The sequence below is a fragment of the Pseudomonas sp. ADAK2 TE3594 genome (assembly GCF_053628675.1).
The window spans coordinates 3,476,765-3,502,768 of sequence record NZ_JBRJGV010000001.1; the positions used below are offsets into that span (position 1 = coordinate 3,476,765).

At 60.7% G+C, this 26,004-nt stretch carries 25 protein-coding genes; 13 read left to right on the plus strand and 12 right to left on the minus strand.

From position 1 onward, the window contains the following. Positions 1–19: 19 nt before the first annotated feature. The 3 genes from iolB to AB7M22_RS15335 all read right to left on the minus strand — a co-directional run bounded on the left by iolB (position 20) and on the right by AB7M22_RS15335 (position 3,793). On the minus strand, positions 20–829 hold the full coding sequence (gene iolB / locus AB7M22_RS15325; protein ID WP_008012142.1) for a 5-deoxy-glucuronate isomerase: 810 nt from the start codon (positions 827–829) through the stop codon (positions 20–22). Further along, complete coding sequence (gene iolE, locus AB7M22_RS15330) at positions 829–1,719, minus strand: myo-inosose-2 dehydratase (RefSeq protein WP_454186936.1); 891 nt, start codon at positions 1,717–1,719, stop codon at positions 829–831. Before iolE ends, iolB begins: the two co-directional genes overlap by 1 nt. Positions 1,720–1,855: 136 nt before the next feature. After that, the gene (locus tag AB7M22_RS15335) at positions 1,856–3,793 is read right to left on the minus strand and encodes a bifunctional 5-dehydro-2-deoxygluconokinase/5-dehydro-2-deoxyphosphogluconate aldolase (protein WP_454186937.1); all 1,938 of its coding nucleotides are present in this window, start codon (positions 3,791–3,793) and stop codon (positions 1,856–1,858) included. Positions 3,794–4,104: 311 nt separating this feature from the next. Here AB7M22_RS15335 and AB7M22_RS15340 point away from each other — a divergent pair, with 311 nt between their 5' ends. Beyond that, positions 4,105–5,025 (plus strand): MurR/RpiR family transcriptional regulator, encoded by a 921-nt coding sequence (locus AB7M22_RS15340; RefSeq protein WP_007907898.1) that lies wholly within the window; start codon positions 4,105–4,107, stop codon positions 5,023–5,025. Between the two features lie 88 nt (positions 5,026–5,113). Continuing rightward, the gene (locus tag AB7M22_RS15345) at positions 5,114–5,725 is read left to right on the plus strand and encodes a glutathione S-transferase (protein WP_454186938.1); all 612 of its coding nucleotides are present in this window, start codon (positions 5,114–5,116) and stop codon (positions 5,723–5,725) included. Positions 5,726–5,885: 160 nt separating this feature from the next. Here the strand turns inward: AB7M22_RS15345 and AB7M22_RS15350 are convergent, their stop codons facing one another. The 3 genes from AB7M22_RS15350 to AB7M22_RS15360 all read right to left on the minus strand — a co-directional run bounded on the left by AB7M22_RS15350 (position 5,886) and on the right by AB7M22_RS15360 (position 8,103). Beyond that, on the minus strand, positions 5,886–6,425 hold the full coding sequence (locus AB7M22_RS15350) for a hypothetical protein (protein WP_454186939.1): 540 nt from the start codon (positions 6,423–6,425) through the stop codon (positions 5,886–5,888). Between the two features lie 221 nt (positions 6,426–6,646). Then, a complete protein-coding gene (locus tag AB7M22_RS15355) occupies positions 6,647–7,597 on the minus strand; it encodes a hypothetical protein (protein ID WP_454186940.1) in 951 nt (316 codons plus the stop codon). A 182-nt stretch (positions 7,598–7,779) separates the two neighbouring features. Next, positions 7,780–8,103, minus strand: coding sequence for a YdcA family protein (locus AB7M22_RS15360; protein ID WP_454188821.1), 324 nt, complete (start codon positions 8,101–8,103; stop codon positions 7,780–7,782). Between the two features lie 161 nt (positions 8,104–8,264). On the opposite strand from AB7M22_RS15360, the gene AB7M22_RS15365 reads away from it, so the two are divergent. Further along, entirely contained in the window at positions 8,265–8,948 is a 684-nt protein-coding gene (locus AB7M22_RS15365; RefSeq protein WP_048397077.1) for a response regulator transcription factor, read from the plus strand. Beyond that, positions 8,926–10,320 carry a sensor histidine kinase gene (locus tag AB7M22_RS15370; RefSeq protein WP_454186941.1) on the plus strand — a complete coding sequence of 465 codons (1,395 nt, stop codon included), beginning with the start codon at positions 8,926–8,928 and terminating at the stop codon, positions 10,318–10,320. The genes AB7M22_RS15365 and AB7M22_RS15370 overlap by 23 nt, the downstream gene beginning before the upstream one ends. 147 nt (positions 10,321–10,467) lie before the next feature. On the opposite strand, the gene AB7M22_RS15375 is transcribed toward AB7M22_RS15370, so the two are convergent. Both AB7M22_RS15375 and AB7M22_RS15380 read right to left on the minus strand, forming a co-directional pair. Continuing rightward, positions 10,468–10,974, minus strand: coding sequence for a DinB family protein (locus tag AB7M22_RS15375; RefSeq protein WP_454186942.1), 507 nt, complete (start codon positions 10,972–10,974; stop codon positions 10,468–10,470). A gap of 235 nt (positions 10,975–11,209) precedes the next feature. Then, positions 11,210–12,319 (minus strand): NAD(P)/FAD-dependent oxidoreductase, encoded by a 1,110-nt coding sequence (locus AB7M22_RS15380; RefSeq protein WP_454186943.1) that lies wholly within the window; start codon positions 12,317–12,319, stop codon positions 11,210–11,212. Positions 12,320–12,857: 538 nt separating this feature from the next. Here AB7M22_RS15380 and AB7M22_RS15385 point away from each other — a divergent pair. The 6 genes from AB7M22_RS15385 to AB7M22_RS15410 all read left to right on the plus strand — a co-directional run bounded on the left by AB7M22_RS15385 (position 12,858) and on the right by AB7M22_RS15410 (position 19,560). Further along, positions 12,858–13,154 (plus strand): hypothetical protein, encoded by a 297-nt coding sequence (locus tag AB7M22_RS15385; protein ID WP_454186944.1) that lies wholly within the window; start codon positions 12,858–12,860, stop codon positions 13,152–13,154. 282 nt (positions 13,155–13,436) lie between these two features. Then, a complete protein-coding gene (gene mgtA, locus AB7M22_RS15390) occupies positions 13,437–16,157 on the plus strand; it encodes a magnesium-translocating P-type ATPase (protein ID WP_454186945.1) in 2,721 nt (906 codons plus the stop codon). A 197-nt stretch (positions 16,158–16,354) separates the two neighbouring features. Beyond that, on the plus strand, positions 16,355–18,010 hold the full coding sequence (locus AB7M22_RS15395; protein WP_454186946.1) for a Na/Pi cotransporter family protein: 1,656 nt from the start codon (positions 16,355–16,357) through the stop codon (positions 18,008–18,010). Further along, positions 17,998–18,351, plus strand: a complete 354-nt coding sequence (locus AB7M22_RS15400) for an SLOG family protein (RefSeq protein ID WP_454186947.1) — start codon at positions 17,998–18,000, stop codon at positions 18,349–18,351. The genes AB7M22_RS15395 and AB7M22_RS15400 overlap by 13 nt, the downstream gene beginning before the upstream one ends. A gap of 37 nt (positions 18,352–18,388) precedes the next feature. Continuing rightward, on the plus strand, positions 18,389–19,162 hold the full coding sequence (locus AB7M22_RS15405; protein WP_454186948.1) for a hypothetical protein: 774 nt from the start codon (positions 18,389–18,391) through the stop codon (positions 19,160–19,162). 101 nt (positions 19,163–19,263) lie between these two features. Continuing rightward, positions 19,264–19,560, plus strand: coding sequence for a DUF2388 domain-containing protein (locus AB7M22_RS15410; RefSeq protein ID WP_008012177.1), 297 nt, complete (start codon positions 19,264–19,266; stop codon positions 19,558–19,560). Between the two features lie 65 nt (positions 19,561–19,625). Here AB7M22_RS15410 and AB7M22_RS15415 read toward each other — a convergent pair whose 3' ends face one another. Next, the gene (locus AB7M22_RS15415) at positions 19,626–20,558 is read right to left on the minus strand and encodes a pyridoxal-phosphate dependent enzyme (RefSeq protein ID WP_454186949.1); all 933 of its coding nucleotides are present in this window, start codon (positions 20,556–20,558) and stop codon (positions 19,626–19,628) included. A 178-nt stretch (positions 20,559–20,736) separates the two neighbouring features. On the opposite strand from AB7M22_RS15415, the gene AB7M22_RS15420 reads away from it, so the two are divergent. After that, on the plus strand, positions 20,737–21,396 hold the full coding sequence (locus tag AB7M22_RS15420; protein ID WP_454186950.1) for a methyltransferase family protein: 660 nt from the start codon (positions 20,737–20,739) through the stop codon (positions 21,394–21,396). Between the two features lie 117 nt (positions 21,397–21,513). On the opposite strand, the gene AB7M22_RS15425 is transcribed toward AB7M22_RS15420, so the two are convergent. Both AB7M22_RS15425 and AB7M22_RS15430 read right to left on the minus strand, forming a co-directional pair. Then, positions 21,514–22,182, minus strand: coding sequence for an HAD-IA family hydrolase (locus tag AB7M22_RS15425; protein ID WP_454186951.1), 669 nt, complete (start codon positions 22,180–22,182; stop codon positions 21,514–21,516). 69 nt (positions 22,183–22,251) lie between these two features. After that, entirely contained in the window at positions 22,252–22,659 is a 408-nt protein-coding gene (locus tag AB7M22_RS15430; RefSeq protein ID WP_454186952.1) for a response regulator, read from the minus strand. Positions 22,660–22,862: 203 nt separating this feature from the next. Here AB7M22_RS15430 and AB7M22_RS15435 point away from each other — a divergent pair, with 203 nt between their 5' ends. After that, positions 22,863–23,804, plus strand: coding sequence for a class I SAM-dependent methyltransferase (locus tag AB7M22_RS15435; RefSeq protein WP_454186953.1), 942 nt, complete (start codon positions 22,863–22,865; stop codon positions 23,802–23,804). Positions 23,805–23,915: 111 nt separating this feature from the next. On the opposite strand, the gene AB7M22_RS15440 is transcribed toward AB7M22_RS15435, so the two are convergent. Next, on the minus strand, positions 23,916–24,689 hold the full coding sequence (locus AB7M22_RS15440) for a LuxR C-terminal-related transcriptional regulator (RefSeq protein ID WP_454186954.1): 774 nt from the start codon (positions 24,687–24,689) through the stop codon (positions 23,916–23,918). Positions 24,690–24,800: 111 nt separating this feature from the next. Between AB7M22_RS15440 and AB7M22_RS15445 the strand changes: the two genes are divergently transcribed. After that, positions 24,801–25,904 (plus strand): polyamine ABC transporter substrate-binding protein, encoded by a 1,104-nt coding sequence (locus AB7M22_RS15445; protein WP_454186955.1) that lies wholly within the window; start codon positions 24,801–24,803, stop codon positions 25,902–25,904. Positions 25,905–26,004 lie beyond the last annotated feature (100 nt).

Genomic DNA, 26,004 nt, shown 5'->3' on the forward strand with positions numbered 1-26,004 from the left:
TCCCTTTGAATGTTGAAATTCAGAGATCCAACAGCCAGCTGTGCTGCGGATCGTTGTGGAACTGCCAGACGCGTTTCGGTCCGGCCATCACGTTCAGGTAATACGACTCGTAGCCGTAGGGCACGCTGACCGGGTGATAGCCCTTGGGCACGACCACCAGGTCGCTGTTTTCCACGGCCATGGCCTGGTCGATGCTGCGGTCGTCGGTGTAGACCCGCTGGAACACGAAGCCCTGGGGCGGATTGATCTGGTGGTAATAGGTTTCTTCGAGAAAGCTCTGGTGCGGCAGATCGTCGGTGTCGTGCTTGTGCGGCGGGTAGCTCGAGGAGTGCCCGGACGGCGTACGCACTTCCACCACCAGCAGCGAATGGGCTGGCTCGGTGTCCGGCAGGATGTCGCAGACGTAACGGGTGTTGGCGCCCTTGCCGCGCACGCTGCGTTTCATGCTGTCGGGTTTGATCAGCCGTGGGCTGTGATTTTCGGCGGTCGAACCGGGCGCGGCGCAGACGGCGATCTGCACGTCGCTGAGTGCGACCACTTGCGCCTGACTGCCCGGTGGCAAGTACGCGGCGAACGGCGATTTGTCTTCGAACACCGATTGGCGATCGCCGATGTTGTCCCAATTGAACGCGCCCTGCCCCGGCGCTTCGCCCTTGATGCTGACCCGACCGCTGAGCAGCACCAGGCACAGTTCCTTGTCACCGGCGCTGACCGGCAGGGTTTCGCCGAGGCTCAGGCGGTACGCGGCGAAGCCGACGTATTCCAGCGCTCCCTGCCCCAACTCGACCATGGTCCGCCCGCGAGCATTGCTTTTGACCAACAGGCTCATCACTTAATCCTCTCGTCGAGCAGCGCACGCAGCGTGTCGTAGCCTTTTTTGGCATAGACGTAACTCGGTGCCACCGCCGGATCCTGCTCGGCCTCGACCACCAGCCAGCCGTGGTAATCGGCGCCCAGCAGGACGTCGAGCAAGGCGCCGAAGTCGATGTCGCCATCGCCGGGCACGGTGAAGGTGCCGTTGATGATGCAGTCCGGGAAGCTCCACAGGTTGTTGCGCGCCAGTTGCACCACCGGTTTGCGCACGTCCTTGAAATGCACGTGGCAGATGCGTTCGATGTGTTTGCGCAGCACCTGCAAGGGTTCACCGCCGCCCATGTAGCAGTGGCCCGAATCGAACAGCAGGCCGACTTCGCTGCCGGTCAATGCCATCAGTTTGTCGATGTCCGCCGGGGATTCGACGTAGGCGCCCATGTGATGGTGATACGCCAGGCGCACGCCCTGGGACAGGGTGAAGCGTGCCAGTTCGGTGAGTTTGTCGGCGTATTCCTGCCAGGCCTGCTCGGTGTGGAAACGCGGGCGCTCGACCAGTGGAATGCGCTGACCTTGAATCGAGTCGGCGACTTCGCCATAGACCAGCACCTTGGCGCCATTCTTCGCCAGTAGCTCGACATGGTTGGCGATGGCGTCGATTTCCTCGGCCACGGAGCGGCGGGCCAGACGGCTGGAATACCAGCCGGACACCAGCGCCAGATCGTAAGGCCGCAGCACGTCGCCGACGCCTTTGGCATCCTTGGGGAATTTACCGTTGAGTTCGAAGCCTTCGTAGCCGATGTCCTTGCCTTCGCTGAGGGCGGTGCTCAACGGCGTCTCGCCACCGAGGGACGGCAAGTCGTCGTTGCTCCAGGAGATCGGGTTGATGCCAATTCGGATAGCGGGCATGGCTGCACCTTTTATTGTTTTCTAAATTACCGTTAAGTCTGAGGCCGCCTTCGCGGGCAAGCCTCGCTCCTACAGAACACCGCAGCTTCCCGTAGGAGCGAGGCTTGCCCGCGAAGAACGATAACGCGGTGTTACGTCAGGCCCGGGCCGTGCGCCAGGCTTCGATCAATTCGACGAACGTGCCCTGCACCTGGCGGATCAGCGTTTTGTCGTCGATTTCACCGGCCATCCACGCGCGGCTCGGCTCCTGGAAAATCGTCCGGCCTACGGCGAAACCACGACAGGTCTGGCTCTGGCTGGCCTGCTGAAACCCTTCGGCCAACGCTGCCGCCGGTGCATTCAAGCCCAACAGCACGACACCACGGCAATACGGATCGCGTTCCTGAATCAGCTCGTCGAGTTGTTTCCATTCCTCGGCGCTTTGCGCTTCGATCTTCCACCACGCCGGGTAGATGCCCAGGTTGTAGAGGCGTTTCAGCGCGCGATACAGCACGTCCGGATGCGGTGATGGGTGATCCTTGGGCGGAATGATCTCCAGCAGCAGTTCATGACCGCTGACCTGGGAGGCCTGATACAAACCCTTGATCTGCGCTTCCTGCTCCAGACGCAGCAGCGGCTCGTCGTCGGGATGAAATTGCACCAGGCACTTGATGATTTGTTCCTGCGGCCAGGCGATCAGGTTGCTGCCGATCGAGCGACCGTGCTCGAACGCCAATGGCCGCGAACCCTGCACTTCCACCGGCCGAGCCACCCACCAGCCGCGACCGGTGGCAGCGTTCAGCGAGTCCTGACCGAAACGTTGATCGGCCAGCAAGCCGACGTCGGCGTCGACGCCCTGCTCACGCAAATCCGCTTCGACCCGTTCCACGGCTTTGATAAAGAGTTGTTTGAGTTCGCCAATGCTGCTCAGGTCGCGACCGCCCTTGTGGGCCAGTTCCACCAGTTGCCCGCGATGATCGAAAGCGAAGATGAACAGTTGCTTCCACTGTTTGCGCGGCACGCTGACCTGATGCAGGCGCTGCAACGCGGCGTCCTGATCCGGCCGGGTGATTGGCACCGGGCTGTTGAACAGATAGTCGAGTTCGGCACGGGTCGGCATCGCCGGGGCGCAGGCGTGGCGCGACACCACCAGAGCGCCGCAGGCATTGGCCAACTGGCAGCAGCGCTCGTCGCTGGCGTCCTCCAGCCAACCGCTGAGGAAACCCGACATGAAGGCATCGCCGGCCCCCAGCACATTCAGCACTTCGACGCGCACGCCGGGATAGATCGCGCCGTCTTCGAGACGCGCCGGAATCGCTCCATGAATCACCGTGCAGCCTTGCGGGCCGAGCTTGACCACCAACGTCGCCGCGCTCAGGCGCCGGACGTTTTGCAATGCAGTGAGCAAATCCTCGGAGCCCCCGGCAATCAGGAATTCTTCTTCAGTGCCGACGATCAGGTCGAAGCGCGGGAGGATTTTCTGCACGTGCTGGCTGACGTTCTGATCAGCAACGAACCGGGTTTCGCCGTCTGCCTTGCCGGCCAGGCCCCAGAGCACCGGGCGGTAGTCGATATCCAGCACCCGTTTGACGTTGTGCTTCTCGGCATAGTCCAGCGCCTGGATGCTCGCCTTGTAGACGCCGTCGGTGGAGAAATGGGTGCCGGTGATCAGCAAGGCTTTGCTGGAGGCGATAAAGGCTTCGCTGATGTCTTCGGCGCGCAACGCCATGTCGGCGCAGTTTTCGCGGTAGAACACCAGCGGAAAGGTTTCGCGGTCCTTGAGGCCCAGCAGGACCATGGCGGTCAGGCGTTCCGGATCGACCTTGATGCCGCTGACGTCGCAGCCTTCGCGGGTCAGCGATTCAACGAGGAAGCGGCCCATGTGGTCGTCCCCTACCCGGCTCAGCATCGCCGATTTCAGACCCAGCCGAGCGGTGCCGAAAGCAATGTTGGCGGACGAACCGCCGAGGTATTTGGCGAAGCTGCTCACATCCTCCAGCCGCGCCCCGACTTGCTGCGCATAGAGGTCGACGCCTAGGCGCCCCAGGCAAATCAGATCCAATTGACGCCCACTGGCAAAACGAGTCTGGCCCATGCTGGCTCCTGTTATTTTTATCAGCCTGCGTTCGGGGCGATGAAGGCGCCGAACACTCTTGGTGGATGCAGACTAAAACGACCGGGACCGAACAATCAATAATTATTCTAAATATTTTTTACGTGGAATATTTTTTCCAATAAACTTTTACACAAGCGTTCCAGACACAGTGCATCGTTTCAGCAGACCCCAAGGCGGGCGCAAGCCCAAGATTTTATTCCGGCCTACCCTGTAGACTGCGCACAGCCAACCTATTGTCAGGGGATGACGCGACCTGTCATCTCTATAAGCACAAGCCAGAAGGATTCCTTATGTCCCGCACCGATCAGCCGGCTACGACCGAGAGCACGCCCGACAGCGATCTCGCCAGCCCTCCGATCAATGCCGAGCGTTTGTTGCAGCTGATCACCGATGAATACGAAAGCCTGCCGCGCCAGCTCAAGCGCATCGCCAGTTACATGAGCCAGCAGAGCGACCGGATCATGGTCGACCGCATCAGTGACATCGCTCGTGAATGCGAAGTGCACCCGTCGGCCATCGTGCGGTTTTCCCAGCGTTTCGGGTTCAGCGGTTTCAGCGAAATGCAGGCACTGTTTCGCGAGGCCTACACCCACAAGACCACGCCGGTGCAGAACTACCAGCAACGCATCCGCAGCATGATCGCCAACAAGTCGCAGAAAGCCAGCGGCGGCGACCTGGCGCGCGAATGCATCAACGCCACCCTGTCGGGCATCGAGCGGCTGGGGCTGGAACTCGATGACCAGGCCTTCGACAAGGCCGTGGACCTGGTGGTGAATGCCGACAACATCTACGTGGTCGGGGTGCGCCGCTCGTTCGCGGTGGCCGATTACCTGGTCTACAACCTGCAACACACCAACAAGCGCATCCATCTGGTGTCGGGCCTGGGCGGCAGTTACCGCGAGCAGATGCGCAGCGTGCGCGCCAATGACCTGGTGATCGCCATCAGCTTCACGCCCTACGGCAAGGAAACCCAGCACTGCCTGCGTATTGCCCAGCACCATCAGGCGAAAACCCTGATCATCACCGACAGCAACCTTTCACCTTTGGCCAAGCGCGCCAACACGGTGCTGTTGGTCAACGAAGGCAGTTCGTTTGCCTTCCGTTCGTTGAGTGCGACCTTGTGCCTGTGCCAGGCGCTGTTTATCGCCGTGGCTTATCGACTGGAATTGAAGGTCGATGAGATTCATGAGCAGGTAGGCTTTGAAGATTAGCCTTTGAGGATTAGCGCGAGACCGTTTGCAGGTCGCTGAACCTCAGCTAAGGTTGTCCATCCCCCAAGGACCGTCGAGGAGAGGCTCAATGAAACTGATCGGCATGCTGGATTCGCCCTATGTGCGGCGCGTCGCCATTTCCGCCAAATGCCTGGGCATACCGCTGGAGCACGAGTCGGTTTCGGTGTTCAGAAACTTCGAGCAGTTCCAGCAGATCAACTCGGTGGTGAAGGCGCCGACCCTGGTGCTGGATGACGGCGAGGTGTTGATGGATTCGACGCTGATCATCGACTACCTGGAGGCTCTGGCCGCGCCGGGTAAAAGCCTGATACCCAACGATCTGGAGCAACGCTTGCGCTCGCTACGGCTGATCGGCCTGGCGTTGGCGGCATGTGAGAAGTCGGTGCAGCTTTACTACGAACGCAACCTGCGGCCGGCGGAGATTCAGTACGCGCCTTGGGTGGAACGGGTCGAAGGGCAATTGGCCGCGGCGTATTCGGCGCTGGAGCGAGAGTTGGAAAAACAGCCGCTGAAGACCGACGGTTCGATTGCGCAGGACGGAATTACCCTGGCGGTGGCCTGGAGTTTTACCAACCTGGTGGTGCCGGATCAGGTGGCGGCTGCGCAGTTTGCGCGGATCAGCGCGTTCACAGAGTATGCCGAGGGGCTTGAGGTGTTTGTCGGTACGCCGATCGATTGAGAATTGTTGCGCCAGTACCGAAGTCTTCGCGGGCAAGCCTCGCTCCTACAGGTCATCGCCGATCATGCGGGCGACCTGTAGGAGCGAGCGGTGCGGCGATCCGACTTGCCCGCGAAGGCGTCCTCAAGCATTCCATTTCTGCCGCGCTCGTCATCGATCGTCAGTTGGAAAACACGTAGCGTCCTTTGACCTTCTTCGAGCCGAGGAAGCCCAGATCCGGGAACAACAGCGTCTTGAGGTAAGCGACGAAAAACACCATGCCCAAGGTGATTGCCGCACCAACGAGCGTCAGCAACGGATCTTCCTCAAACCCCTGGAACATTCGCGGAAACTGGCTCAGGGACAGGATCACGTAAATGGTGTAGGCCTGCGCAACGTTCCTGTAAAAACCCCAGGCGAACAGCAGCGGCACCCCTGCGGCAAACAGGGTGAAAAACACAGCGGCACCTGGCCCGATCATCGAGCCGAGGAAGAACCCGAAGACTGCACCGAGCAACGCTTGAGCAATCGTCAGAAACAGTAATGTCTTGATCTTGCCGGAGTGCCGCTGACACAGCGCAGGGTCCGCATAGGCACCGATCCAGTACGCCAGCACCCGATCCTTGACCTCCCCGCCGGACAGCGTCTTGAAAATTTCGGTCTTCGAATGCCCGCTTTCGAGCATCGCCACCAGTTGCCGTTTGCTTTCCTTTTTGTCCAAGGTATTTCTCCTGTGAGGCAACACAAAATTTAAGTGGAAGCAGCTGTGAGATTCTCGCTGTATCAGGGACGGAAAAGCAAAACGCCGCTTCTACCTGAAGTAAAAGCGGCGTAGACAAGCGCCTCAAGGAGTCAATGCGTGAACAGGGCAATCAGAATGATGATCGGGATCGGTACGCCGAGAAGGAACAGCAATATAGAGCGCATGATGGATCTCCTGGGTTAGCGAACAGGGGGCAGCGTCGTGGTTGTGGTGGTGGTCACGTAGGCATCGGTTTCCAGATACTCCACGGCATCCCGACGACGACCGCCGAAGATCGCGGCGAGGCTGGCAAAAAATGCACCGGCCAGTAGCGCGACGAACATCCACAACGCCGTCAACGCTGCGGCTTTGGCCGCGGTGTCAGCCGCTTGTTGCGCGGCCAGTTTGGCGTCGGCGACGGCTTTCTGGGTGTGGGCATAGACTTCATCGACACGACGTTCGGCGTCCGCTTGAGTGAGGTTGGTCCGCTGGGCGACCAGTTGTGCCAGGTAAGTCCGGTCCTCGGGCGCCAGTTGACCGTCGTTACGCAGGCTGCGCGCGAAGATCCGGGTGACGGTGCCATTGACGGCGTCCTCGCTGACGGCGACTGGCCGATCATCACGAAACAGGCTGTCGATGAAGTAACCGTACGGGTCATTGTCGGTATTACCGACCGCGCTGCCGGCAGCCTGGGTCATGGCGCTGGCGGCACCGCCGGCGACCGTTGCCCCGGCCTGCACGCCGCCGCTGACGATGTTGCTGACCGAGCCGACCACCAGGGTCGCGGTCACCAGCGTCGCGATACACCAGGCCAGGAAGCCATGGGCGGTGTCACGGAAGTAGACCTCATCGCCGTGCAGGTAGGCCCACCTCACCCGCAGGCGACCGGCGATGTAGCCGCCGAGCCCGGACGCCACGATCTGGGTAAAGGCCAGCCAGACAATCGTCGAGATACCCAGGCTTTTGGCGCTGACACCTTCATGGGCCCACGGCGAAACCGCCGAAAAACCCAGGCCAAAACCAAGCAGCACGAGGATCAGCGATAACGCCGCAGCCGCCGCGGCCCCGGCGAAGATCGCGGCCCAGGACACGCCCGAGAGCGTGCTGAACTCATCTGCGACAGGATAAAAACCATCAGAGGATCTGTTCATTGTTGTAGTGCTCCAGGCAGGTGTTACAACTCGTCAAACGAGCAATTGCAGTCAACGTGCCAGTCGCACTACTTAGATAAATCTTTCTATTTCAATGAGTTGAAAACAATGAACTTCTCAGGGTCATGCAGTTTGCAAGGAGCCGGCCATATCGGCGGGTTTTATGCATTGCGCTAAACGAATTACTTGCGCTTGTAGCTCTTGTTGCCGCTGGGCGTCAGGCAATACACCCCGCCTCTTGGCCCGGTGCAGAAGGTACCGGTGCCGCAGGCGCAGCCATCGGAATCCTGTAACAGCGTCTGCGGACGCGCCTGGCTTTCACTACCAAACATCGCCGAGCAGCTTTTCTTCGAACCACTGATGGAACCGTCATTGCACAGGAACAGATCGCCGTCGCAACGATCGATGCCGCCCTTCTTCCCCGAACATGGCGTGTTGGCAGCCCAGGCAGATGAGCCGAACATGCACAACAACAGCAAAAACATCGGCATCCAGCCACGAACCATTAAAGTGCGCACAGTGCAGCTTCCCTTTAGAGTTATGGCCGGATGATATCAACGTTCCAGCCAGGCTCACGAGGCAACATGAAAGTTAATTTAAAAAGCCGCGCGTAATTCTTGGCAAAATGAGCCCCACTTCGCATTGAACCGATTATCAGGCAAGCCCTATGACCCGCATCTTGACCATCGAAGACGACGCTGTGACCGCCCGGGAAATCGTCGCCGAACTGAGTAGCCACGGCCTCGACGTGGATTGGGTCGACAATGGCCGTGAAGGCCTTGCGCGCGCGGTCAGCGGTGACTACGACCTGATCACTCTCGACCGCATGCTGCCGGAGCTCGATGGCCTGGCGATTGTCACCACCCTGCGCACCATGGGCGTGGCCACGCCGATCCTGATGATCAGCGCCCTCTCCGATGTCGATGAACGGGTGCGCGGCCTGCGCGCCGGCGGCGACGATTACCTGACCAAACCGTTCGCCACCGATGAAATGGCCGCGCGGGTCGAAGTCTTGCTGCGCCGGCAAAACACCGTGACCGCCCAGGCCACCACATTGCGCGTGGCCGATCTGGAGCTGAACCTGATCAGCCACGAGGCCAGCCGCGACAGCCAGTTGCTGACGCTGTTGCCCACCGAGTACAAGTTGCTGGAATTTCTGATGCGCAACACCGGGCAGATTCTGTCGCGGATGATGATTTTCGAAGAGGTCTGGGGTTATCACTTCGACCCCGGCACCAACCTTATTGACGTGCACATCGGCCGTCTGCGCAAAAAGATCGACCCGCCAGGCAAAGTCCCACTGATTCGGACGGTGCGAGGCTCGGGTTATGTCATTGCTGAACCCCTCTAAAGGCTGGCGCTCCTCCAGCAGCCGCTTGCTGGCGCTCTACAGTTCGCTGTTCGTGGCCTGGAGCGGGATTCTGATGGGAGTCATGTACTACGAGGTGTCCAGCTATCTGGACACCCTGGCCAAACATTCGTTGATGCAACGTCAGCATCTGTTTTCCCGATTCCAGGGCGCGCAACTGGAGGACGCCCTCGCCGCCAGTGTGACCTTCGACGTTCGCGGCATCGATGCCTATGGCCTGTTCGATGACCAGCGGAGCTACCTCAGCGGCCCCTTGCGCCAGATCCCCCAAGGCCTGCCGCTGGACGGCAAGATTCACATCCTCAGCGATTGCGTCGACGCCGACGACCCGACCCTGCCCACCGACAGTTGCGATGCCGCGGCGACCCGGACCCTGGACGGACGCTGGCTGGTACTGGTGCGGGACAACGGTTCGTTGTTTGCCGTGACCCGGATCATCCTCCACGCGCTGCTGTGGGGCGTGTCGCTGACCATTCTGCCCGGCATCGCCGGCTGGCACTTATTGCGACGGCGCCCGCTGCGGCGGATCCGGGCGATCCAGGCCAGCGCCGAAGCCATCGTCGCCGGTGACCTGACCCGGCGCCTGCCGCTGTCCAACCGCCGTGACGAACTGGACATGCTCGCCGCCATCGTCAACGCCATGCTTGAACGCATCGAGCGCTTGATGAACGAGGTCAAGGGCGTGTGCGACAACATCGCCCATGACCTGCGCACACCGCTGACCCGCCTGCGGGCGCAGCTGTACCGGATTCAGCAACAGGCCGATGACGGTTCGACGCTGGCCGTGCAACTGGATTCGGTGCTCGGCGAAGCCGATACCTTGATGGCGCGCTTTCGTGGCTTGCTGAGAATTTCCGAGCTGGAGGATCGCCAGCGCCGTTCGGGTTTCGTGCAACTGGACCCGGTGCCGTTGCTGCAAGAGTTGCATGACTTTTATCTACCGCTGGCCGAAGAAGGCGAACTGACCTTTGAGCTGCAACTGCCCGAGTCCCTGCCCCGGCTCAACGGCGACCGGGCGCTGCTGTTCGAAGCCGTGGCGAATTTGCTGAGCAACTCGATCAAATTCACGCCGCCGGGTGGCAAGGTGATTTTGCGTGGGGTGAATGACGCCGGCCATACGCGAATCGAAGTACTCGACTCCGGCCCCGGCATTGCGCTGGCCGAACGCGAGGCGGTGTTTCAGCGTTTCTATCGCGCCGAGGGCGGTAACCCGCAAAGCGGATTCGGGCTGGGCCTGTCGATCGTCGCGGCGATTGTCAGCTTGCATGGGTTTACGCTGGAAGTCGGCAGCAGCGAACTGGGTGGTGCGCTGTTGGTGCTTGATTGCCGGCAGAGTTTGATTCCTCAGGCCTGACACCATCTCCATCACAAAGAAGATCCAATGTGGGAGCGGGCTTGATCGCGAATGCGGTGTGCCAGGCAACATCATTGTTGACTGGCAGTCCGCATTCGCGAGCAAGCCCGCTCCCACAGGGGATTTCTTTGGGCAGGGGAATTCGACTCAATACCCCGGAACCTCGCTCAGAAATACCGGCAGATCTGTGATCGGCGGCAGGGCCGGTATCTCGACGTACATCTGGACCACCCAGCCTCGGTGATAACTGGCGTGGTTGACCACATGCAACAGCATTGCACCGGCGCTCATGACCCCGCTTTCCCCCGAGACGGAGGTGAATTCGATGGGTTGATCCAGCGAATCGTCGGTCTGGGCCGAGCTCCATCCACAGAACCATTGATCGATCTCCTGTTGCGCCATTCGCAGCTCGGGGAGTTCGGTATGGAGCAGGTCATGGGAGGTTTTGAAGTCGTGCCCTCGGCCCTCCAGGTGGGCTTGCCAGATGCAGTCCACCACGTAGATGTGGTTCAAGGTGCCGATGATGTTGCTGAACACCGACACCCGTTTACGGTTGAGCTCTTCCGGTGGCAGCGCCATGAGGCTGTCGAAAAGTCGCTGATCGGCCCAGCGCCTGTAATCGGCGAGCATACGGGCAGTGCGTACGTTGATCATCAGAGGTCTCCCATGACGATGGGCGCATTGCCAAGAATAGCCCTCGCGGTGAATGGCATCGCAGACACTGATAACCGGCACCTTCGCGGCGACCTGCGTAGCAGCTGGCGCCATGTGGGAGCGGGCTTGCTCGCGAATACGGACTGCCAGTCGACAATGATGTTGCCTGACACACTGCTTTCGCGAGCAAGCCCGCTCCCACATTGGGCCAGCGGCTACAGGATTTCGTCGCGCATCAAATCAATATCAGACGCTGCACCACCCGGTCGGCCAGCGCCAGGCAACTGGTCAGCCCCGGCGATTCGATGCCGAACAGGTTGACCAACCCCGGCACGCCATGCACATCCGGGCCGCTGATGACGAAGTCGGCGGCCGGTTCGCTCGGCCCGCTGATTTTCGGGCGAATCCCGCTGTAGGCCGGTTGCAGGCTGTTATCGGGCAATGCCGGCCAGTAACGCCGGATCGCCTGATAGAAACCTTCGCTACGGCGGGGATCGACGCGGTAATCGACTTGTTCGACCCATTCGACATCCGGCCCGAAACGCGCCTGACCGCCCAGGTCCAGGGTCATGTGCACGCCCAGCCCGGCGCTTTCCGGTGCCGGGTAAACCAGATGCCGGAACGGTGCCGGACCGCTGAAACTGAAATAACTGCCCTTGCACAACCAGGCCTTGGGAACATGCTGCGCGGGCAAGCCTTCGATCCGGCTCGCCACTTCAGGCGCGGACAATCCCGCGCAGTTGATCAACTGGCGACAGCTCAACGTCATCGGCTGAGCGCCCCCCATGCGTAGCTCGAAACCGTGCCCGGTGCAACGGGCCGATTCCAATGGCGTGTGAAAGGCTATCGAAGTACCGCACGCTTCAGCATCTGCCTGAAGCGCCAGCATCAGGGCATGGGAATCGACGATGCCGGTGGACGGCGACCAGAGCGCGGCAACGCAGGACAACGCCGGTTCAAGCGCCCGCGCCTGCCCGGCGTCCAGCCATTGCAGGTCATCGACACCGTTGCGCCGGCCCTGCTCGAGCAACGCCTGCAAGGCAAGGCGCTGACGGTCATCGGTGGCCACGATCAGCTTGCCGAGACGCTGGTAATCGACGCCGCGCTCATCGCAGAAGGCGTACAGCCGTTGCCTGCCCTCCACGCACAATTGCGCCTTGAGACTGCCGCTCGGGTAATAGATGCCAGCGTGGATCACTTCCGAATTGCGCGAACTGATGCCCACGCCAATCCCCTCGCCTGCCTCGACCAGAATCACTTCTCGCCCGATCCGGGCCAGGGCCCTGGCCACCGCCAGCCCGACCACGCCAGCCCCGACCACCACGCATTCGATATCGACGCTCACCTGCCCTCCACCCATTCAAGCCATCCCTCGCTCCCGATAATCGATCAGGATGAAGAAAATCACCAGCCATGACGATTGCATACGGTCTGCGTAGGAGCTGCCGAAGGCTGCGATCTTTTGATCTTCGGCGTCCGCTGAAATACCAAAGATCAAAAGATCAAAAGATCGCAGCCTTCGGCAGCTCCTACGTTCCAATCCAACAGCCATCAAAACGGTAATTAACTGTCTATTAGCTGAACCACCACACACTTCAATAACCGAACCCCGTTTAACCGGCCATTAAGCGGACTTTTACGATTGACTTCACAAGCCTCGCTGAGTAAATTGCCCGGGCCGGTAACAACGGCCTTTTATCAACTCACAAAAGAATCCAATGGACACAGTATCTAGTCGCTGTCGGATTACTGCGAACAGGCAGGATCTGGCACATAACCCAGACAATGACGGGACTCGACTTTTCGGTCCGGTGAGCTGCGCTAGAGCCTGAGGCTCCACCGTAACTTGCCTCACCGGAATCAGTCCGGCCCAGAGGCATGTTATGAACTTCAAAACCACTGTAATGCCAGGCGTACGCGCCTTTGCATCGACCATGCGGGTCAAGCTTTGCCGTGAGCGTCTGTTGACGACTCGGCCCAGTGCCCCGTTTTCCGCCCCTCCTGCCCACGCCAAGGCACAACCTCGTGCCAACTGGCGCGTCTGCCCGACAACGGGCCGGCTTCAGCAACGCTGGAGCTTCGACGAAAGCCAGGACCCACCGAGTCGGCGCATCGCGCGCCTTTTCCAGCAGGCGAGCCTGATGCTCGGCCTGTACGTTGGGGCACGCACTTCCAATTGATTTGATGGCACTTCCAGAGTCCTTCCAGAACGGTTTTCTTAAAACGAAATCCGATAACTTCTTATTGCCTGCCAGAAACAAAACTTATTGGAATTAGTTATGGACGAAGCCAGTAGTCGGTTCGCTGCCTGTCACGTGTTAGTTGATGGACAGCGAACGTTAAAACATCAAAACACAACTATCCGACTCGATCGCTTATTGGCGGCTCGACATACGTGCGCTCGTCTTTGATTAGCTGAGTACCTGTGTGTCGTGCCGCAAGACTGCGGCAGGAGCACAGCAATGACCCTAGTAAAAACCGCAAAGAAAACCACCCGCGGCGCCTCCAGCGACAACGCCAAGCTGTCGATGCGCGCCGCCCGGGAAGCGCAAAACGGCCTGGCCGTCACCCTCACCAACCTCAACGCCACCGCTGACGGTTTGACCGAGCTGGAAGCCGAAGGCCGTCTGGCTCGCGGGGGGCACAACGAAGTCGCCCACGACAAGCCGCCTCACGCCATCGTTCAACTGCTCAAAGCCCTGAACAATCCCTTCATCTACGTGCTGTTGACCCTGGCCGGCATCAGCTTCTTCACCGATTACTGGCTGCCGATCAGCCAGGGTCAAGGCGACGACGCCGACCTGACCAAGGTCATTATCATCATGACCATGGTCAGCCTGAGCAGCCTGCTGCGGTTCTGGCAGGAATACCGTTCGGCCAAGTCCGCCGAAACCCTCAAAGCCATGGTACGCACCACCGCCACCGTCCTGCGTCGCCCACAAAAGGACCGCCCGCCAGTGCTGCGCGAAGTGCCGATGCGCGAACTGGTGGCCGGCGACATCGTGCAACTCAGCGCTGGCGACATGATCCCGGCGGACATCCGCCTGATCGAATCCCGCGACCTGTTCATCAGCCAGGCCGTGCTGACTGGCGAAGCCTTGCCCGTCGAGAAGTACGACACGCTGGGGGATGTGGCGCAGAAGTCAGCGACCGGCAGCGCAGCCGATCAGTCTAACCTGCTCGACCTGTCGAACATCTGCTTCATGGGCACCAACGTGGTCAGCGGCACCGCCAAAGCGGTGGTGGTCGCTACCGGTTCGCGCACCTACTTTGGCTCGCTGGCCAAAGCCATTGTCGGCTCGCGGGTGCAAACCGCGTTCGACCGTGGGGTGAACAGCGTCAGCTGGTTGTTGATCCGCTTCATGCTGGTCATGGTGCCGATCGTGTTCCTGCTCAACGGCTTCTCCAAAGGTGACTGGAGCGATGCGTTCCTGTTTGCACTGGCAGTGGCGGTCGGCCTGACCCCGGAAATGCTACCGATGATCGTCAGCGCCAACCTGGCCAAAGGCGCCATGGCCATGGCCAAGCGCAAAGTGGTGGTCAAGCGCCTCAATGCGATCCAGAACTTCGGTTCGATGGACGTGCTGTGCACCGACAAGACCGGCACCCTGACCCAAGACAAGATCATTCTTGAGCACCACGTCGACATCAATGGCCAGCGCGACGATTCGCTGCTGGAGCTGGCCTGGCTCAACAGCCATCACCAGAGTGGCCTGAAAAACCTGATGGATCAGGCCGTGGTGCAGTTCGCCAACAACAACCCAAAATTTCGCGTGCCGTTCGCCTACAGCAAGGTCGATGAATTGCCGTTCGACTTCGTGCGTCGGCGCCTGTCGATCATCGTCAAGGACAGCCGCGACGATCACCTGATGGTGTGCAAAGGGGCGGTCGAGGAAATGCTGACCATCGCCAGCCACCTCAATGAAAACGGCACTGTCGTGGCGTTGGATGATCAGCGTCGCCAGGCGCTGCTGGCCCTGGCCAACGAGTACAACCAGGACGGCTTCCGGGTGCTGTTGGTCGCTACCCGTGAGATCCCGAAGGCACAGGCGAAAAACCAGTACGCCACCACTGACGAACGCGAACTGGTGATTCGCGGCTTCCTGACCTTCCTCGATCCACCGAAGGAAACCGCCGGCCCGGCAATCGCCGCGCTGCGTGATATGGGCGTGACTGTCAAAGTGCTGACCGGCGACAACGCCGTGGTGACCTGCAAGATCTGCCGCGAAGTCGGTCTGGAACCCGGCACGCCGCTGCTCGGCCAAGACATCGAGAAGATGGACGACGCCACCCTCCAGGCGCGGGTCGAGGAACGCACGGTGTTCGCCAAGCTCACCCCGCTGCAGAAATCCCGGGTGCTCAAGGCGTTGCAGGCCAACGGTCACACCGTGGGCTTCCTCGGTGACGGCATCAATGACGCCCCTGCCCTGCGCGATGCCGACGTCGGCATTTCGGTGGACAGCGGCACCGACATCGCCAAGGAATCGGCCGACATCATCCTCCTGGAAAAGAGCCTGATGGTGCTCGAAGAAGGCGTGCTCAAGGGCCGCGAAACCTTCGGCAATATCATGAAGTACCTGAACATGACCGCCAGTTCCAACTTCGGCAACGTGTTCTCGGTACTGGTGGCCAGTGCGTTCATTCCGTTCCTGCCGATGCTGTCGATCCACCTGCTGTTGCAAAACCTCATGTACGACATCTCTCAGCTGGCGCTGCCGTGGGACAAGATGGACAAGGAATTCCTGCGCAAGCCGCGCAAGTGGGACGCGAAGAACATCGGCCGTTTCATGCTGTGGATCGGGCCGACCTCATCGGTCTTCGACATCACCACCTTCGCGGTGATGTGGTACGTGTTCGCCGCCAACAGTGTGGAAATGCAGGGCCTGTTCCAGTCCGGCTGGTTCATTGAAGGGCTGCTGTCCCAGACCCTGGTGGTGCACATGCTGCGCACCCAGAAAATCCCGTTCTTCCAGAGCACCGCCGCCTTGCCGGTGATCCTGATGACCGGGCTGGTGATGGTGCTGGGCATCTACATTCCGTTCTCGCCACTGGGCACGCTGGTCGGTCTGCAACCGCTGCCGTGGGCGTACTTCCCATGGCTGGTGGGCACCTTGCTCAGCTACTGCGTGTTCGCGCAGGTCATGAAAACCCTCTACATCCGTCGCTTCAAGCAATGGTTCTGATGGTCTGAACACCGTAATCCATGTGGGAGCGAGCCTGCTCGCGATAGCGGACTGGCAGGCAACACAAGTGTTGAATGTACAACCGCCATCGCGAGCAGGCTCGCTCCCACAGGTTTTTTTGTGTTCGCCGCATCTTTGCACCACCCTCCGGCTTCCGGGCCGTCAATAAATGCAGTACGCAAAAAGGGAGAGTCCTCATGTCGGGAACTACTCTACTGATCAACCTCGCAGGCTCCATCGCCCTGTTGTTGTGGGGCACCCATATGATTTCTTCGGCGCTGTTGCGCGGCTTCGGCACGCCACTGCGTCAGTGGCTGGGCCACAACCTGAACAACCGCTGGATGGCTTTGCTGTCCGGCATCGGCATCACCGGCGTCCTGCAAAGCAGCACCGCCGTCAGCCTGATGGCGACTTCATTCACCGCTGCCGGGACGCTGGGACTGGCGCCGGCACTGGCGGTGATGCTCGGCGCCAACATCGGTTCGACCCTGGTGGGGCAACTGCTCAGCGCCGATGTGTCGATGCTTACCCCCATTGTTTTGCTGGCGGGCCTGATCGTCTTTCGGCTGCGTGATGATTCGCGCTACGAAAGCGTCGGTTGTGCGTTGATCGGCCTGGGGCTGATGCTGCTGGCCCTGCACATGCTCGGTTCGACACTCGCCGAAGTGGAAGGCACGCCGATCTTCCAGCTCATCATGCAAAGCCTTGATGGCGACCTGCTGATTGCACTGCTGGTGGCGCTGATCCTCACCTGGCTCTGTCACTCCAGCGTGGCCGTGGTGCTGCTGATCGTCTCGTTGGCCGCCACCGGCATGCTCTCGGCCAGCACGATTGTCGCGCTGGTACTGGGGGTGAACATCGGCGGTGCGCTGCCTTCGGTCATCAATGCCGGTTTGAGCGTTGGCCGACGCCTGCCGCTGGGCAATCTGCTGGTGCGGACGGTCGGTGCCCTGGTGGTCTTGCCGTTTGCTGGATTGCTCGCTCAGGCGCCGCTCGCGCCCTCGACACTGGTGGTGTGCCTGCACACCGGTTTCAATCTGCTGCTGGGGTTGGTGTTCATCGGTCTGACCGACGTGCTCGCCAATGCCCTCACCCGACTGTTGCCGGCGCCTGAGCGGGATGTCGACCCTGGCATGCCGCACTACCTGGATGAGGCTGGTCTGGAAGTGGCCAACATCGGTTTGTCGAATGCCGCCCGCGAAGCGTTGCGCATGGCCGACATGCTCTCGGCCATGCTCGGCCGGATGCTCCAGCTGTTCCACACATCGCTACCGAGCTGCGCCGATGAAGTACGGCGCATCGATCAATCCCTGGACCTGCTCAGCGCGGCGATTCGGGCTTATCTGGCCGACATCGGCAAGGAAGGCATCAGTGACAGCGATGCCGATCGATCCCAAGAAATCCTCACGTTCGTGATCAACCTCGAACATGCCGCGGACATTCTTTCCAGCAGCCTCGCACAGCTGGCCATGCGCCGCTTGCGCCGGGGTGAACAGTTCACGGCCTTCGAACTGGGCAACATCGCCCCGCTGCATGATGCCGTGCTGGAGAGTTTGAGCCTGGCGATCACCGTGTTCCTGCGCGAAGACATCGCCACCGCGCACCAACTGATTCATCGCAAGGAGATCGTCAGAAGGCTCGAAGCAGAAGCCAGCCGCGAGCATTTTCGCCAGTTGCAGGAAGACAAAAGTACCTGGGCGGAATCCGGCGATATTTTCCAGCGGGTGCTGCGTGATTACCGGCGTGTGCATCACCACATCGCCGCGCTGGCGTATCCGCTGCTCGAACGTGTCGGCGAGCGCTCGATCGAGAACATCGACCAGGCAAAGGAAAACCCGTCATGCGCCTGCTGATCTGTGCCGGGCGTCATTACGCCGACAGCCGTCTGTGCCGCCGGGTACTCGACGCCTTCCAGCGCATGCACCCGGTGCATGTGCTGATTCATGGCGGCAACCGCTTTCTGGGTGGCGAAATTGAAGAGTGGGCCCGGGAACAAGGCGCCGACATCGTGCGCTACCCGCCCAATTGGCAGCGACACGGCAAGTCGGCCGAACGCCTGCGCAACCACTTCATGTTGCTCGACAGCCGACCGGACGTAGTGATCGCCCTGCCCGGCGGCGAAGACACCGAAGAACTGGTCGCCCAAGCCCGGGCGGCCGGTTTGCAAACTTTATCGGTAGGAGATCGGAGCTGACCCGCTGCCTGCCATCGAAGACTTCAAGGTAAATCTCATGCAAAAACCAACATGTCACTTCATGTCCCTTGTGCGCAGTTTGCCGCCATCGCAAGGCCGGAGGGTGCGGCGCAATCTGTTGTTCATCAGTATCACCCTGGGCCTGATCACCCTCCTGACCGTGATCTCCAAGGCCAACGCGGCCGGCGGTGCGTACGTGGTGGACGACGCCGCGATCAATGCGCCGGGAGAATGCAACATCGACGCCTGGTACCAGAGCGGTCGGCATAATCACTCATCCAGCGACGCAGTGTTGTCCCAGGACTGCACGCTCAAGGGGCTGCCCAACCTGCAACTTGGCGCGGCCATACAGCACAGCCGCGATGACGGGGATTCGGAAACTCAACTGAGCCCGCAATTCAAAACCCTACTCTTCTCCCGCGAAGACCTCGGCATTCAATTGGCGCTGGCAGGGTCAGCGCATTTTGCCTTCAATCGTGACCACACCTTCGATGGCGCCGACCTGAACCTGCCATTCACCTACCAACCGATTGAAGCATTACGCCTGAACGTCAACGCCGGCTGGGCCCACGCCTATGACGACGGCGAGCAAAACCATCGCTGGACCTGGGGCACCGGCGTCGAGTATGACCTCGCCAGGTCCTTGACCCTGGTCGCCGAACGCTATGGCCAGCAAGGGGGCGAACAAGCCTGGCAGGCCGGGCCGCGTTTGCACATTGGCGAGCGGGTCGATGTCGATCTGGTGGTCGGCCGCGACCTGACGGGCGAGCGTGATCAGTGGCTGACCACTGGGGCTACCGTACGGTTCTGAGCGCTCGCCTGTGCCTATATCGAATCGGAGGGGAACTCCTGAGCACCGTCAGGCATCCTAAATTATGTGTTACTTCCTTTACGCTTTCGGAGGACGCCGTCATGCGCCGTCTGTTGCTCATATCTTCACTAGTGCTTTGTTTGCCCGTTGGTTCGGCCATGGCCGATGTAGATGCAAAAGATGTCGCCACTTCGGCAGGGGTCTCCGCATCGCTGTACTCGACGTTCAAGGATGACAAAATCGTGATTCCCGCACGGGATGATGCCTCTAGCTTCGTGGCGAGTGGCGGTACGATTCGCGGCGTTTACCTGGAGTCGGTGTTGAAGGAAATTCGACAAAATCATCCCGACCTCAAGGCAAGCGACGAGGACCTGGCCAAAGCGATCCTCGCTCAATAAGGTCCAGTCGCTGAACCTGTAAAAGTCAGCCGTGGGGCTCGCAACACTGAGAGGGTGTTCGAGCCCTAGGTTGCTTGCGCTCCAGCGGACAGGCGTGCCCAGCCGGCGACCAACTGCGCGCTGATGCTGACACCGCCGCACACCACAATCACCACGTCATGGGCCTCGGCAATCGCCGGATGGTCCAGGTAAGCCACTGCCAATGAAACGCCGCACGCCGGCTCGACCAACTGACGCAGGTCGTTGGCGTAACGAACCACGCCCATGATCGCCTCATCATCGCTGAGCACCACGCATTCGTGCGCAAAGTCGAGAATGTGCTGCACCGGCCAGGCCGCCACCTGCGCCGCGCCAAGTGACGTGGCGACGGTATCGATGCGCGCCAATCTGACCGGGTGGCCGGCACTCACGGCGGCCGCGAAAGACGCCGCGCCCTGGGTTTCGCACGCAACGATTCGACAATCCATGCGCTGATGACGAATCAGTCCAGTGAGCAGGCCCGCCAGCAAACCTCCGCCGCCCACCGACGTCACCAACACATCGACCTGAGGACAGTCCTCGAGGATTTCATCGACCATCGTGCTGTGCCCTTCCCACAACACTGGATGATCGAAGGCTGGCACGTATTCGGTGTCCGCACCCTTTGCAAGCTCTTTGGCCCGTTGATTGGCTTCGTCCCAGACCTTGCCGTGGACGATCACCTCGGCACCGGTTTTCCTGATCCTGGCGCGGGTGGTTTCCGGGGTGGTGTTCGGCACCACGATGCAGGCTTTCAGCCCAAGGCTGGCGGCGGCCACGGCGGTGGCCAACCCGGCGTTACCCCCGGAAGGACAAACCACTTTGCGCTTGCCCTGCTCCGCCGCCTGACTGCACAGCAGGCCCATGCCGCGCAGTTTGAACGAGCCGCTGGGTTGCAGGTTTTCCAGCTTGAGCCAGATCCGCCGGGCCGGAGTCGACAGGCCCGGGTGCAGAATCAGGGGCGTTCTGATGTGAAGCATCATGTGCTCCTTGTGACGCTCCCGGCTCCTCGAGATGTTCAACGAGCCGGGAGTGAACAGATAGAATCATCCTTATCCAAGCTTAGTTCACCCTGCCCCGCGGCTGTCGTCCTGGCGATAACGCGCCGCCCTGCGCCAGCTCCTACACTGTTTCATATGTCTTTTTGCGAAGTCAGTCATGAAAATCTCGGCCAAACTCGCGTTTTTCACCCTCCTCAGCACCCTTGCCTACCTCGCTCTGGCGGTGTTCGGGCTGGGCGGGTTGGCAGCTTTTTTCTCGCACCCGTCGTTGGTGGTCATTGCGCTTGCGACCCTGGTGATGGCGATCGTGTCTTTGTTCAGCGAGGGCAACCTGAGCTCCGGCGAGCGCGAAGACCGCGCCAATCGCTGGGTGCTGCCGGTTTTCGGGGTGCTCGGGTTGTTGAGTGGGTATTTGCCAGCCTATACCGACCGGATCGACTTCTGGACCTTCGGTAGCGAGGGCGTGCGTTGGCTGGGCGCGCTGCTGTTCATCGGTGGCGGCGCGCTGCGGATGTGGCCGGTGTTTGTGCTGGGCAAACGCTTCAGCGGCCTGGTGGCGATTCAGCCGGGGCACCGCTTGGTCACCGACGGGATTTATCGGACCTTGCGCAACCCCAGTTACCTGGGGCTGCTGATCAATGGCGTGGGCTGGGCGCTGGCCTTTCGTTCCGGGGTCGGGTTGCTGCTGGTGGCGCTGACGTTGATCCCGCTGATCGCCCGCATTCGCTCCGAAGAAGCGCTATTACGCACGCAGTTTGGCAGTGAATATGAGGCTTACTGCGCCCGTAGCTGGCGATTGATTCCGGGGATTTACTAACCGCCTTCGCGGGCAAGCCTCGCTCCTACAGGGGTAGCGGTGATTCCTGTAGGAGCGAGGCTTGCCCGCGAAGGCGGTGGCACATTCAGCATTGATGTGACTGAAAGCCCTCCCACATCAGAGTGTGTACAGGCTGATCTGGCTGTGGAGATCCACCCGTGCCTCAACCAAGTCATAACTGGCCAAGGTGGCATGCGGGGTCTGGAGCGGATGAACGTGTGTCGCGGTGATGACCATGACGTGGGCACCCGCCGCTTCGCCCGCACGAATCCCCACGGCGGCATCTTCAAAGATCAGGCATTCGGTGGGCTCGCACCCTAGCCGACGAGCGGCCAGTCGATAGCCCGCAGGGTCGGGTTTGCCGGCACTGACATCTTCGGCAGTGACCATCACCAAAGGTTCGGGAATACCTGCCGCCGCCATTCGGCGCAGGGCCAGCGCCCGTGGCGCGGAGGTGACGATGGCCCATTGATTGGCGGGCAGCGACTTGAGGAAACTCGCCGCGCCGGCCACCTCGACAATCCCTTCCACATCCTCGATTTCTGCCTCGGTGATCCACGCGGCTTCAGCTTCGGCATCCACCCCGGGCAAGGCCAGACGAGTGATAGTGTCGATCGCGCGTACGCCGTGGATGGTCGGCAGGAAGGTATCGACATCGACCCCGTGGCGCAGGGCCCAAGTGGTCCAGATCCGCTCGGCGGCAGCGATGGAATTGAGGACAGTTCCGTCCATATCGAACAGAAAGGCGCGGTACGAGGTGTTGAACACGGATGCTTGAACGGACAAAGGGCGATTTCCAGAACCAGGCGAATGTTGTCAGGCAATGTACATCACCCACGCAGCCTGCGGCAGCACCTACACGGTCCGGTTCGAATGCAAGGCGTTTTGCACACAATCGAGCAACTGCCCCACCGCCCAAGGTTTCTTGATGAAGGCAACCCGATGCTTGACCCCGGAGCTTTTCGGGGTTTCGAAGCCGGACATGATCATGATCGGTTTGTCCGGCCAACGGTCGCCGAACTGATTGGCCAGGTCCGCGCCATTGAGTTTGCCCGGCATGGTGATGTCCGTCAGCAACAGTCCTACCTCCGGCGCGTGCTGCTCCAGAAACTGCGACGCGGCGTCTGCGCTGACTTTTGGTACAACCGCAAAGCCTTCCTCCTGAAGAATTTCGCACAGAAACTCCAGGATCAACGGATCGTCCTCAACCACAAGAATCAATCCGTCAGACAAGTGCGCGCCCGCCGTCGATACTGGACCCATGACTGTGTCACTCCCTGATTACGTAAATGATTTGCGCGGGCTCAAATCCCCCACCTACAGGTATGAACAGCGGACTTCGTGGAAAATTCATTTTTGATACACCTGACGTGGACATTCTCCGTCCAGGCTGACAAATACGACCGTTTGTCAGCGCATAATTGTGGTTAAAATGCCGCCCCCCCATGCATGGCCGACTTTGCCCGATGAACCCAGATGCCCTCTCCGTCCTCCACGACCATTTGCTGACAGCGCTTGCGGCTGCGCCGGCAGAAACCCGTCGGCTGTTCCACGGCCGTGGCCGCTGCTGGCCGGGGCTGGAGCAATTGACTGTCGACTGGCTGCAGGGCGTGGTGCTGGTCTCGTTGTTCAAGGAGCCAGACCCTGCGCAACTGGAGGCGTTGAAGCGCTTGCTGATGGAGATCACTCAGGCGCCGGAGTGGCAACAATCCGGCGCGCACACCTTGCTGCTGCAACATCGCTATTTGCTGCAAAGCACCACCGAATGGCTGCTCGGGGACCCAATCGAGGAGATGACGATCACCGAGGGCGGCCTGCATTATCGTGTGGACCTGGGTCGCAAACAGAACACCGGCCTGTTCCTCGACATGCGCTATGGCCGCGATTGGGTGCGGGCCAATGCTCAGGGCAAACGCGTGTTGAATCTGTTCGCCTACACCTGCGGTTTCTCGGTAGCCGCCATCGAGGGGGGCGCTACGCATGTGGTCAATCTGGACATGTCCAGCCCGGCCCTGAGCCGTGGCCGCGACAATCACCGGCTCAATGGGCATGACTTGAGCAAGGTGAGTTTTCTCGGCCACGATCTGTTCAAGTCCTGGGGCAAGGTGATCGGCAAGGGCCCATACGACCTGGTGATCATCGACCCGCCGTCCTTTCAGAAAGGCAGTTTTCTGCTGACCAAGGATTACCAGCGCGTGCTGCGCCGCCTGCCGGAATTGCTCAGCCCTCAGGGCACGGTACTGGCCTGCATGAACGATCCGGCGTTCGGTGCGGACTTTCTCATCGATGGCGTCACCCGCGAAGCGCCAAGCTTGCGGTTTGAGCAGCGGCTGGAGAATCCGCCAGAGTTCCCCGATGCCGATGTTGAGTGCGGGTTGAAGGCGTTGGTGTTCACGCTGAAAAACTGAGTCACCGCCCGCCCCCTGTGGGAGCGAGCCTGCTCGCGATGACGGTGGGTCAGTCGATAGCCGTGTTGAATGATAAACCGCGATCGCGAGCAGGCTCGCTCCCACAAGGTATCAACGCGGCTGCAACACCAGCGCAAACAGCTCCCCATGCCCATTCACATTAAGCTTGTGATAGAGATTGCGCCGATGCACCTTCACCGTTTCCGGGGAAATACCCAGTTGCTGGGCGATGGCTTTGCTGGAGAAGCCCTGGAGAATCAGTCGCGCCGTCTCGACTTCGCGCATCGACAAACGCGCGTCGAAGCGATCCAGCAAAGTCGCCAGATCGCCGGCCACGGCCTCGGCGGTCGGCCCTTCCGGGGGCATCAGTTGCAGGTGACGGCGCATGGCCGCCAGCACCCAGTCGCGCACGCACAGCAGACGGCCCTGCTCCTCAAGGGTGAACGCCGTCGAGCGCCCCAACGATAAACCGAGCACCGCGCCGTCGACGTTGACCATGAACTGCAACTCGTCGCTACCCACCACCGAGCGGAAGTAGCTCAGGTAATACTCGCTCTGCTGAAACTGGTCGGGAGCCACGGCGGCCAGGCTGTGCAAGCCATCGGCAATACCGGCGCAAGCGGCCTGGTAGAACGGGTCGAGCAGGTACATGCCGGCGCTGTAGTCCGCCAGTTCTTCATGCTCGTCGGCACCGCCCCTGGAGTCGAAATCAATCAGCAGCCGTGGCACCCGCCCCGACCGCATCACCGCGACCAACGCGTTATCCAGCGGCACCAATAGCCGTAGCGTGTCCACCAGCGCACGCCAGAACCCGTCCTGCCCCAACGCCGCAAAGACCCGCGCCAACCCTTGGTGCACCGGCAATTCCTTGAGCAACGCGTCCACGCCCTACCCCTTTCGAGTAACCCATGATGGGAATGGGTGAGTCCCCCGCCTGCCGATACGCTGCAAGCACCTGATCATCACCGGCCTGCAGCAGGCCAGGAGTGCCGCATCATGAGTGGTCATCGCTCGCATATCAACCTGGGACTGGGCGCCTGTTTTTGCGCTTCGCTTTCGGCGGTCGCCGCCGACGCCCCCACCGTGAACGTCTACAACTGGTATGACTACATCGGCCCCAACACCTTGCAGGATTTCAAGCGCGACACAGGGATCCAGCCGGTTTACGACACCTTCGACAGCGCCGAAGTCCTGGAAGGCAAACTGCTGACCAGCCGCAGCGGCTACGACGTGGTGGTGGCCAGCAACTTCAGCCTGCCGACGCTGATCAAGGCCGGGGCACTTGCACCACTGCCCCGCGCGCAAATGCCTGACTACAAAAACATGGACACCGGGCTGCTGGCGAAACTGGCCAACAACGATCCGGGTAACCAATACGCTGTGCCGTATCTGTGGGGCACCAACGGCATCGGCTACAACGTCGACAAGGTCCGCGCCGCGTTGGGCGACAAGGCGCCGGTGGACTCCTGGGAACTGGTGTTCAATGAGGCGAACCTGGCCAAGCTCGGCGAGTGCGGTGTGGCGATGCTCGACTCGCCTTCGGAGATGCTGCCAGTCGCGCTGCATTACCTGGGCCTGCCACCCAACAGCACCAACCCCGAGGACTACAAGAAAGTCCAGGCGCTGCTGCTCAAGTTGCGCCCGCATATTGCCTACTTCAACTCGTCCAAATTCATCAGCGACCTGGCCAACGGCAACATCTGCGTGGCGGTGGGTTGGTCCGGCGCGATGCTGGAAGCCAAGACCAACGCCGAGCAGGCAGGCAATGGCGTGAAGATCGCCTACAGCCTGCCGAAGGAAGGTGCGCCGATGTGGTTCGATACGTTGGTGCTGCTCAAGGACGCGCCGCATCCGCAACAAGGCCTGGCGTTCATCGACTACTTGATGCGCCCGGAAGTCATCGCCCCGGTCACCGACCACCTGTCCTACCCCAACGGCAACCGCAGCGCGACCCGCCTGGTGGCCGAGGCGACTCGCAACAACCCCGCCGTTTACCCATCGGCCGAGGCCATGGCCAAGCTGTTCACCCTTGAACCGCTGCCCAAGGCGACCGAGCGCGTCCGCACGCGCGTCTGGAGCACCGTGAAGAACGGTCAGTGATCCTACGCAATCCCTGTGGGAGCGGGCTTGCCCGCGAAGGCGGCGGCACAGTCAACATTGATGTCGTCTGAGACACCGCTTTCGCGGGCAAGCCCGCTCC

Excerpts from the sequence above, each read along its gene's own strand:
- iolB (WP_008012142.1), bottom strand. The coding sequence starts at position 829 with ATGAGCCTGTTGGTCAAAAGCAATGCTCGCGGGCGGACCATGGTCGAG.
- iolE (WP_454186936.1), bottom strand. The coding sequence starts at position 1,719 with ATGCCCGCTATCCGAATTGGCATCAACCCGATCTCCTGGAGCAACGAC.
- AB7M22_RS15335 (WP_454186937.1), bottom strand. The coding sequence starts at position 3,793 with ATGGGCCAGACTCGTTTTGCCAGTGGGCGTCAATTGGATCTGATTTGC.
- AB7M22_RS15340 (WP_007907898.1), top strand. The coding sequence starts at position 4,105 with ATGTCCCGCACCGATCAGCCGGCTACGACCGAGAGCACGCCCGACAGC.
- AB7M22_RS15345 (WP_454186938.1), top strand. The coding sequence starts at position 5,114 with ATGAAACTGATCGGCATGCTGGATTCGCCCTATGTGCGGCGCGTCGCC.
- AB7M22_RS15355 (WP_454186940.1), bottom strand. The coding sequence starts at position 7,597 with ATGAACAGATCCTCTGATGGTTTTTATCCTGTCGCAGATGAGTTCAGC.
- AB7M22_RS15360 (WP_454188821.1), bottom strand. The coding sequence starts at position 8,103 with ATGGTTCGTGGCTGGATGCCGATGTTTTTGCTGTTGTTGTGCATGTTC.
- AB7M22_RS15365 (WP_048397077.1), top strand. The coding sequence starts at position 8,265 with ATGACCCGCATCTTGACCATCGAAGACGACGCTGTGACCGCCCGGGAA.
- AB7M22_RS15370 (WP_454186941.1), top strand. The coding sequence starts at position 8,926 with ATGTCATTGCTGAACCCCTCTAAAGGCTGGCGCTCCTCCAGCAGCCGC.
- AB7M22_RS15375 (WP_454186942.1), bottom strand. The coding sequence starts at position 10,974 with ATGATCAACGTACGCACTGCCCGTATGCTCGCCGATTACAGGCGCTGG.
- AB7M22_RS15385 (WP_454186944.1), top strand. The coding sequence starts at position 12,858 with ATGAACTTCAAAACCACTGTAATGCCAGGCGTACGCGCCTTTGCATCG.
- mgtA (WP_454186945.1), top strand. The coding sequence starts at position 13,437 with ATGACCCTAGTAAAAACCGCAAAGAAAACCACCCGCGGCGCCTCCAGC.
- AB7M22_RS15395 (WP_454186946.1), top strand. The coding sequence starts at position 16,355 with ATGTCGGGAACTACTCTACTGATCAACCTCGCAGGCTCCATCGCCCTG.
- AB7M22_RS15400 (WP_454186947.1), top strand. The coding sequence starts at position 17,998 with ATGCGCCTGCTGATCTGTGCCGGGCGTCATTACGCCGACAGCCGTCTG.
- AB7M22_RS15405 (WP_454186948.1), top strand. The coding sequence starts at position 18,389 with ATGCAAAAACCAACATGTCACTTCATGTCCCTTGTGCGCAGTTTGCCG.
- AB7M22_RS15410 (WP_008012177.1), top strand. The coding sequence starts at position 19,264 with ATGCGCCGTCTGTTGCTCATATCTTCACTAGTGCTTTGTTTGCCCGTT.
- AB7M22_RS15415 (WP_454186949.1), bottom strand. The coding sequence starts at position 20,558 with ATGCTTCACATCAGAACGCCCCTGATTCTGCACCCGGGCCTGTCGACT.
- AB7M22_RS15420 (WP_454186950.1), top strand. The coding sequence starts at position 20,737 with ATGAAAATCTCGGCCAAACTCGCGTTTTTCACCCTCCTCAGCACCCTT.
- AB7M22_RS15430 (WP_454186952.1), bottom strand. The coding sequence starts at position 22,659 with ATGGGTCCAGTATCGACGGCGGGCGCGCACTTGTCTGACGGATTGATT.
- AB7M22_RS15435 (WP_454186953.1), top strand. The coding sequence starts at position 22,863 with ATGAACCCAGATGCCCTCTCCGTCCTCCACGACCATTTGCTGACAGCG.
- AB7M22_RS15445 (WP_454186955.1), top strand. The coding sequence starts at position 24,801 with ATGAGTGGTCATCGCTCGCATATCAACCTGGGACTGGGCGCCTGTTTT.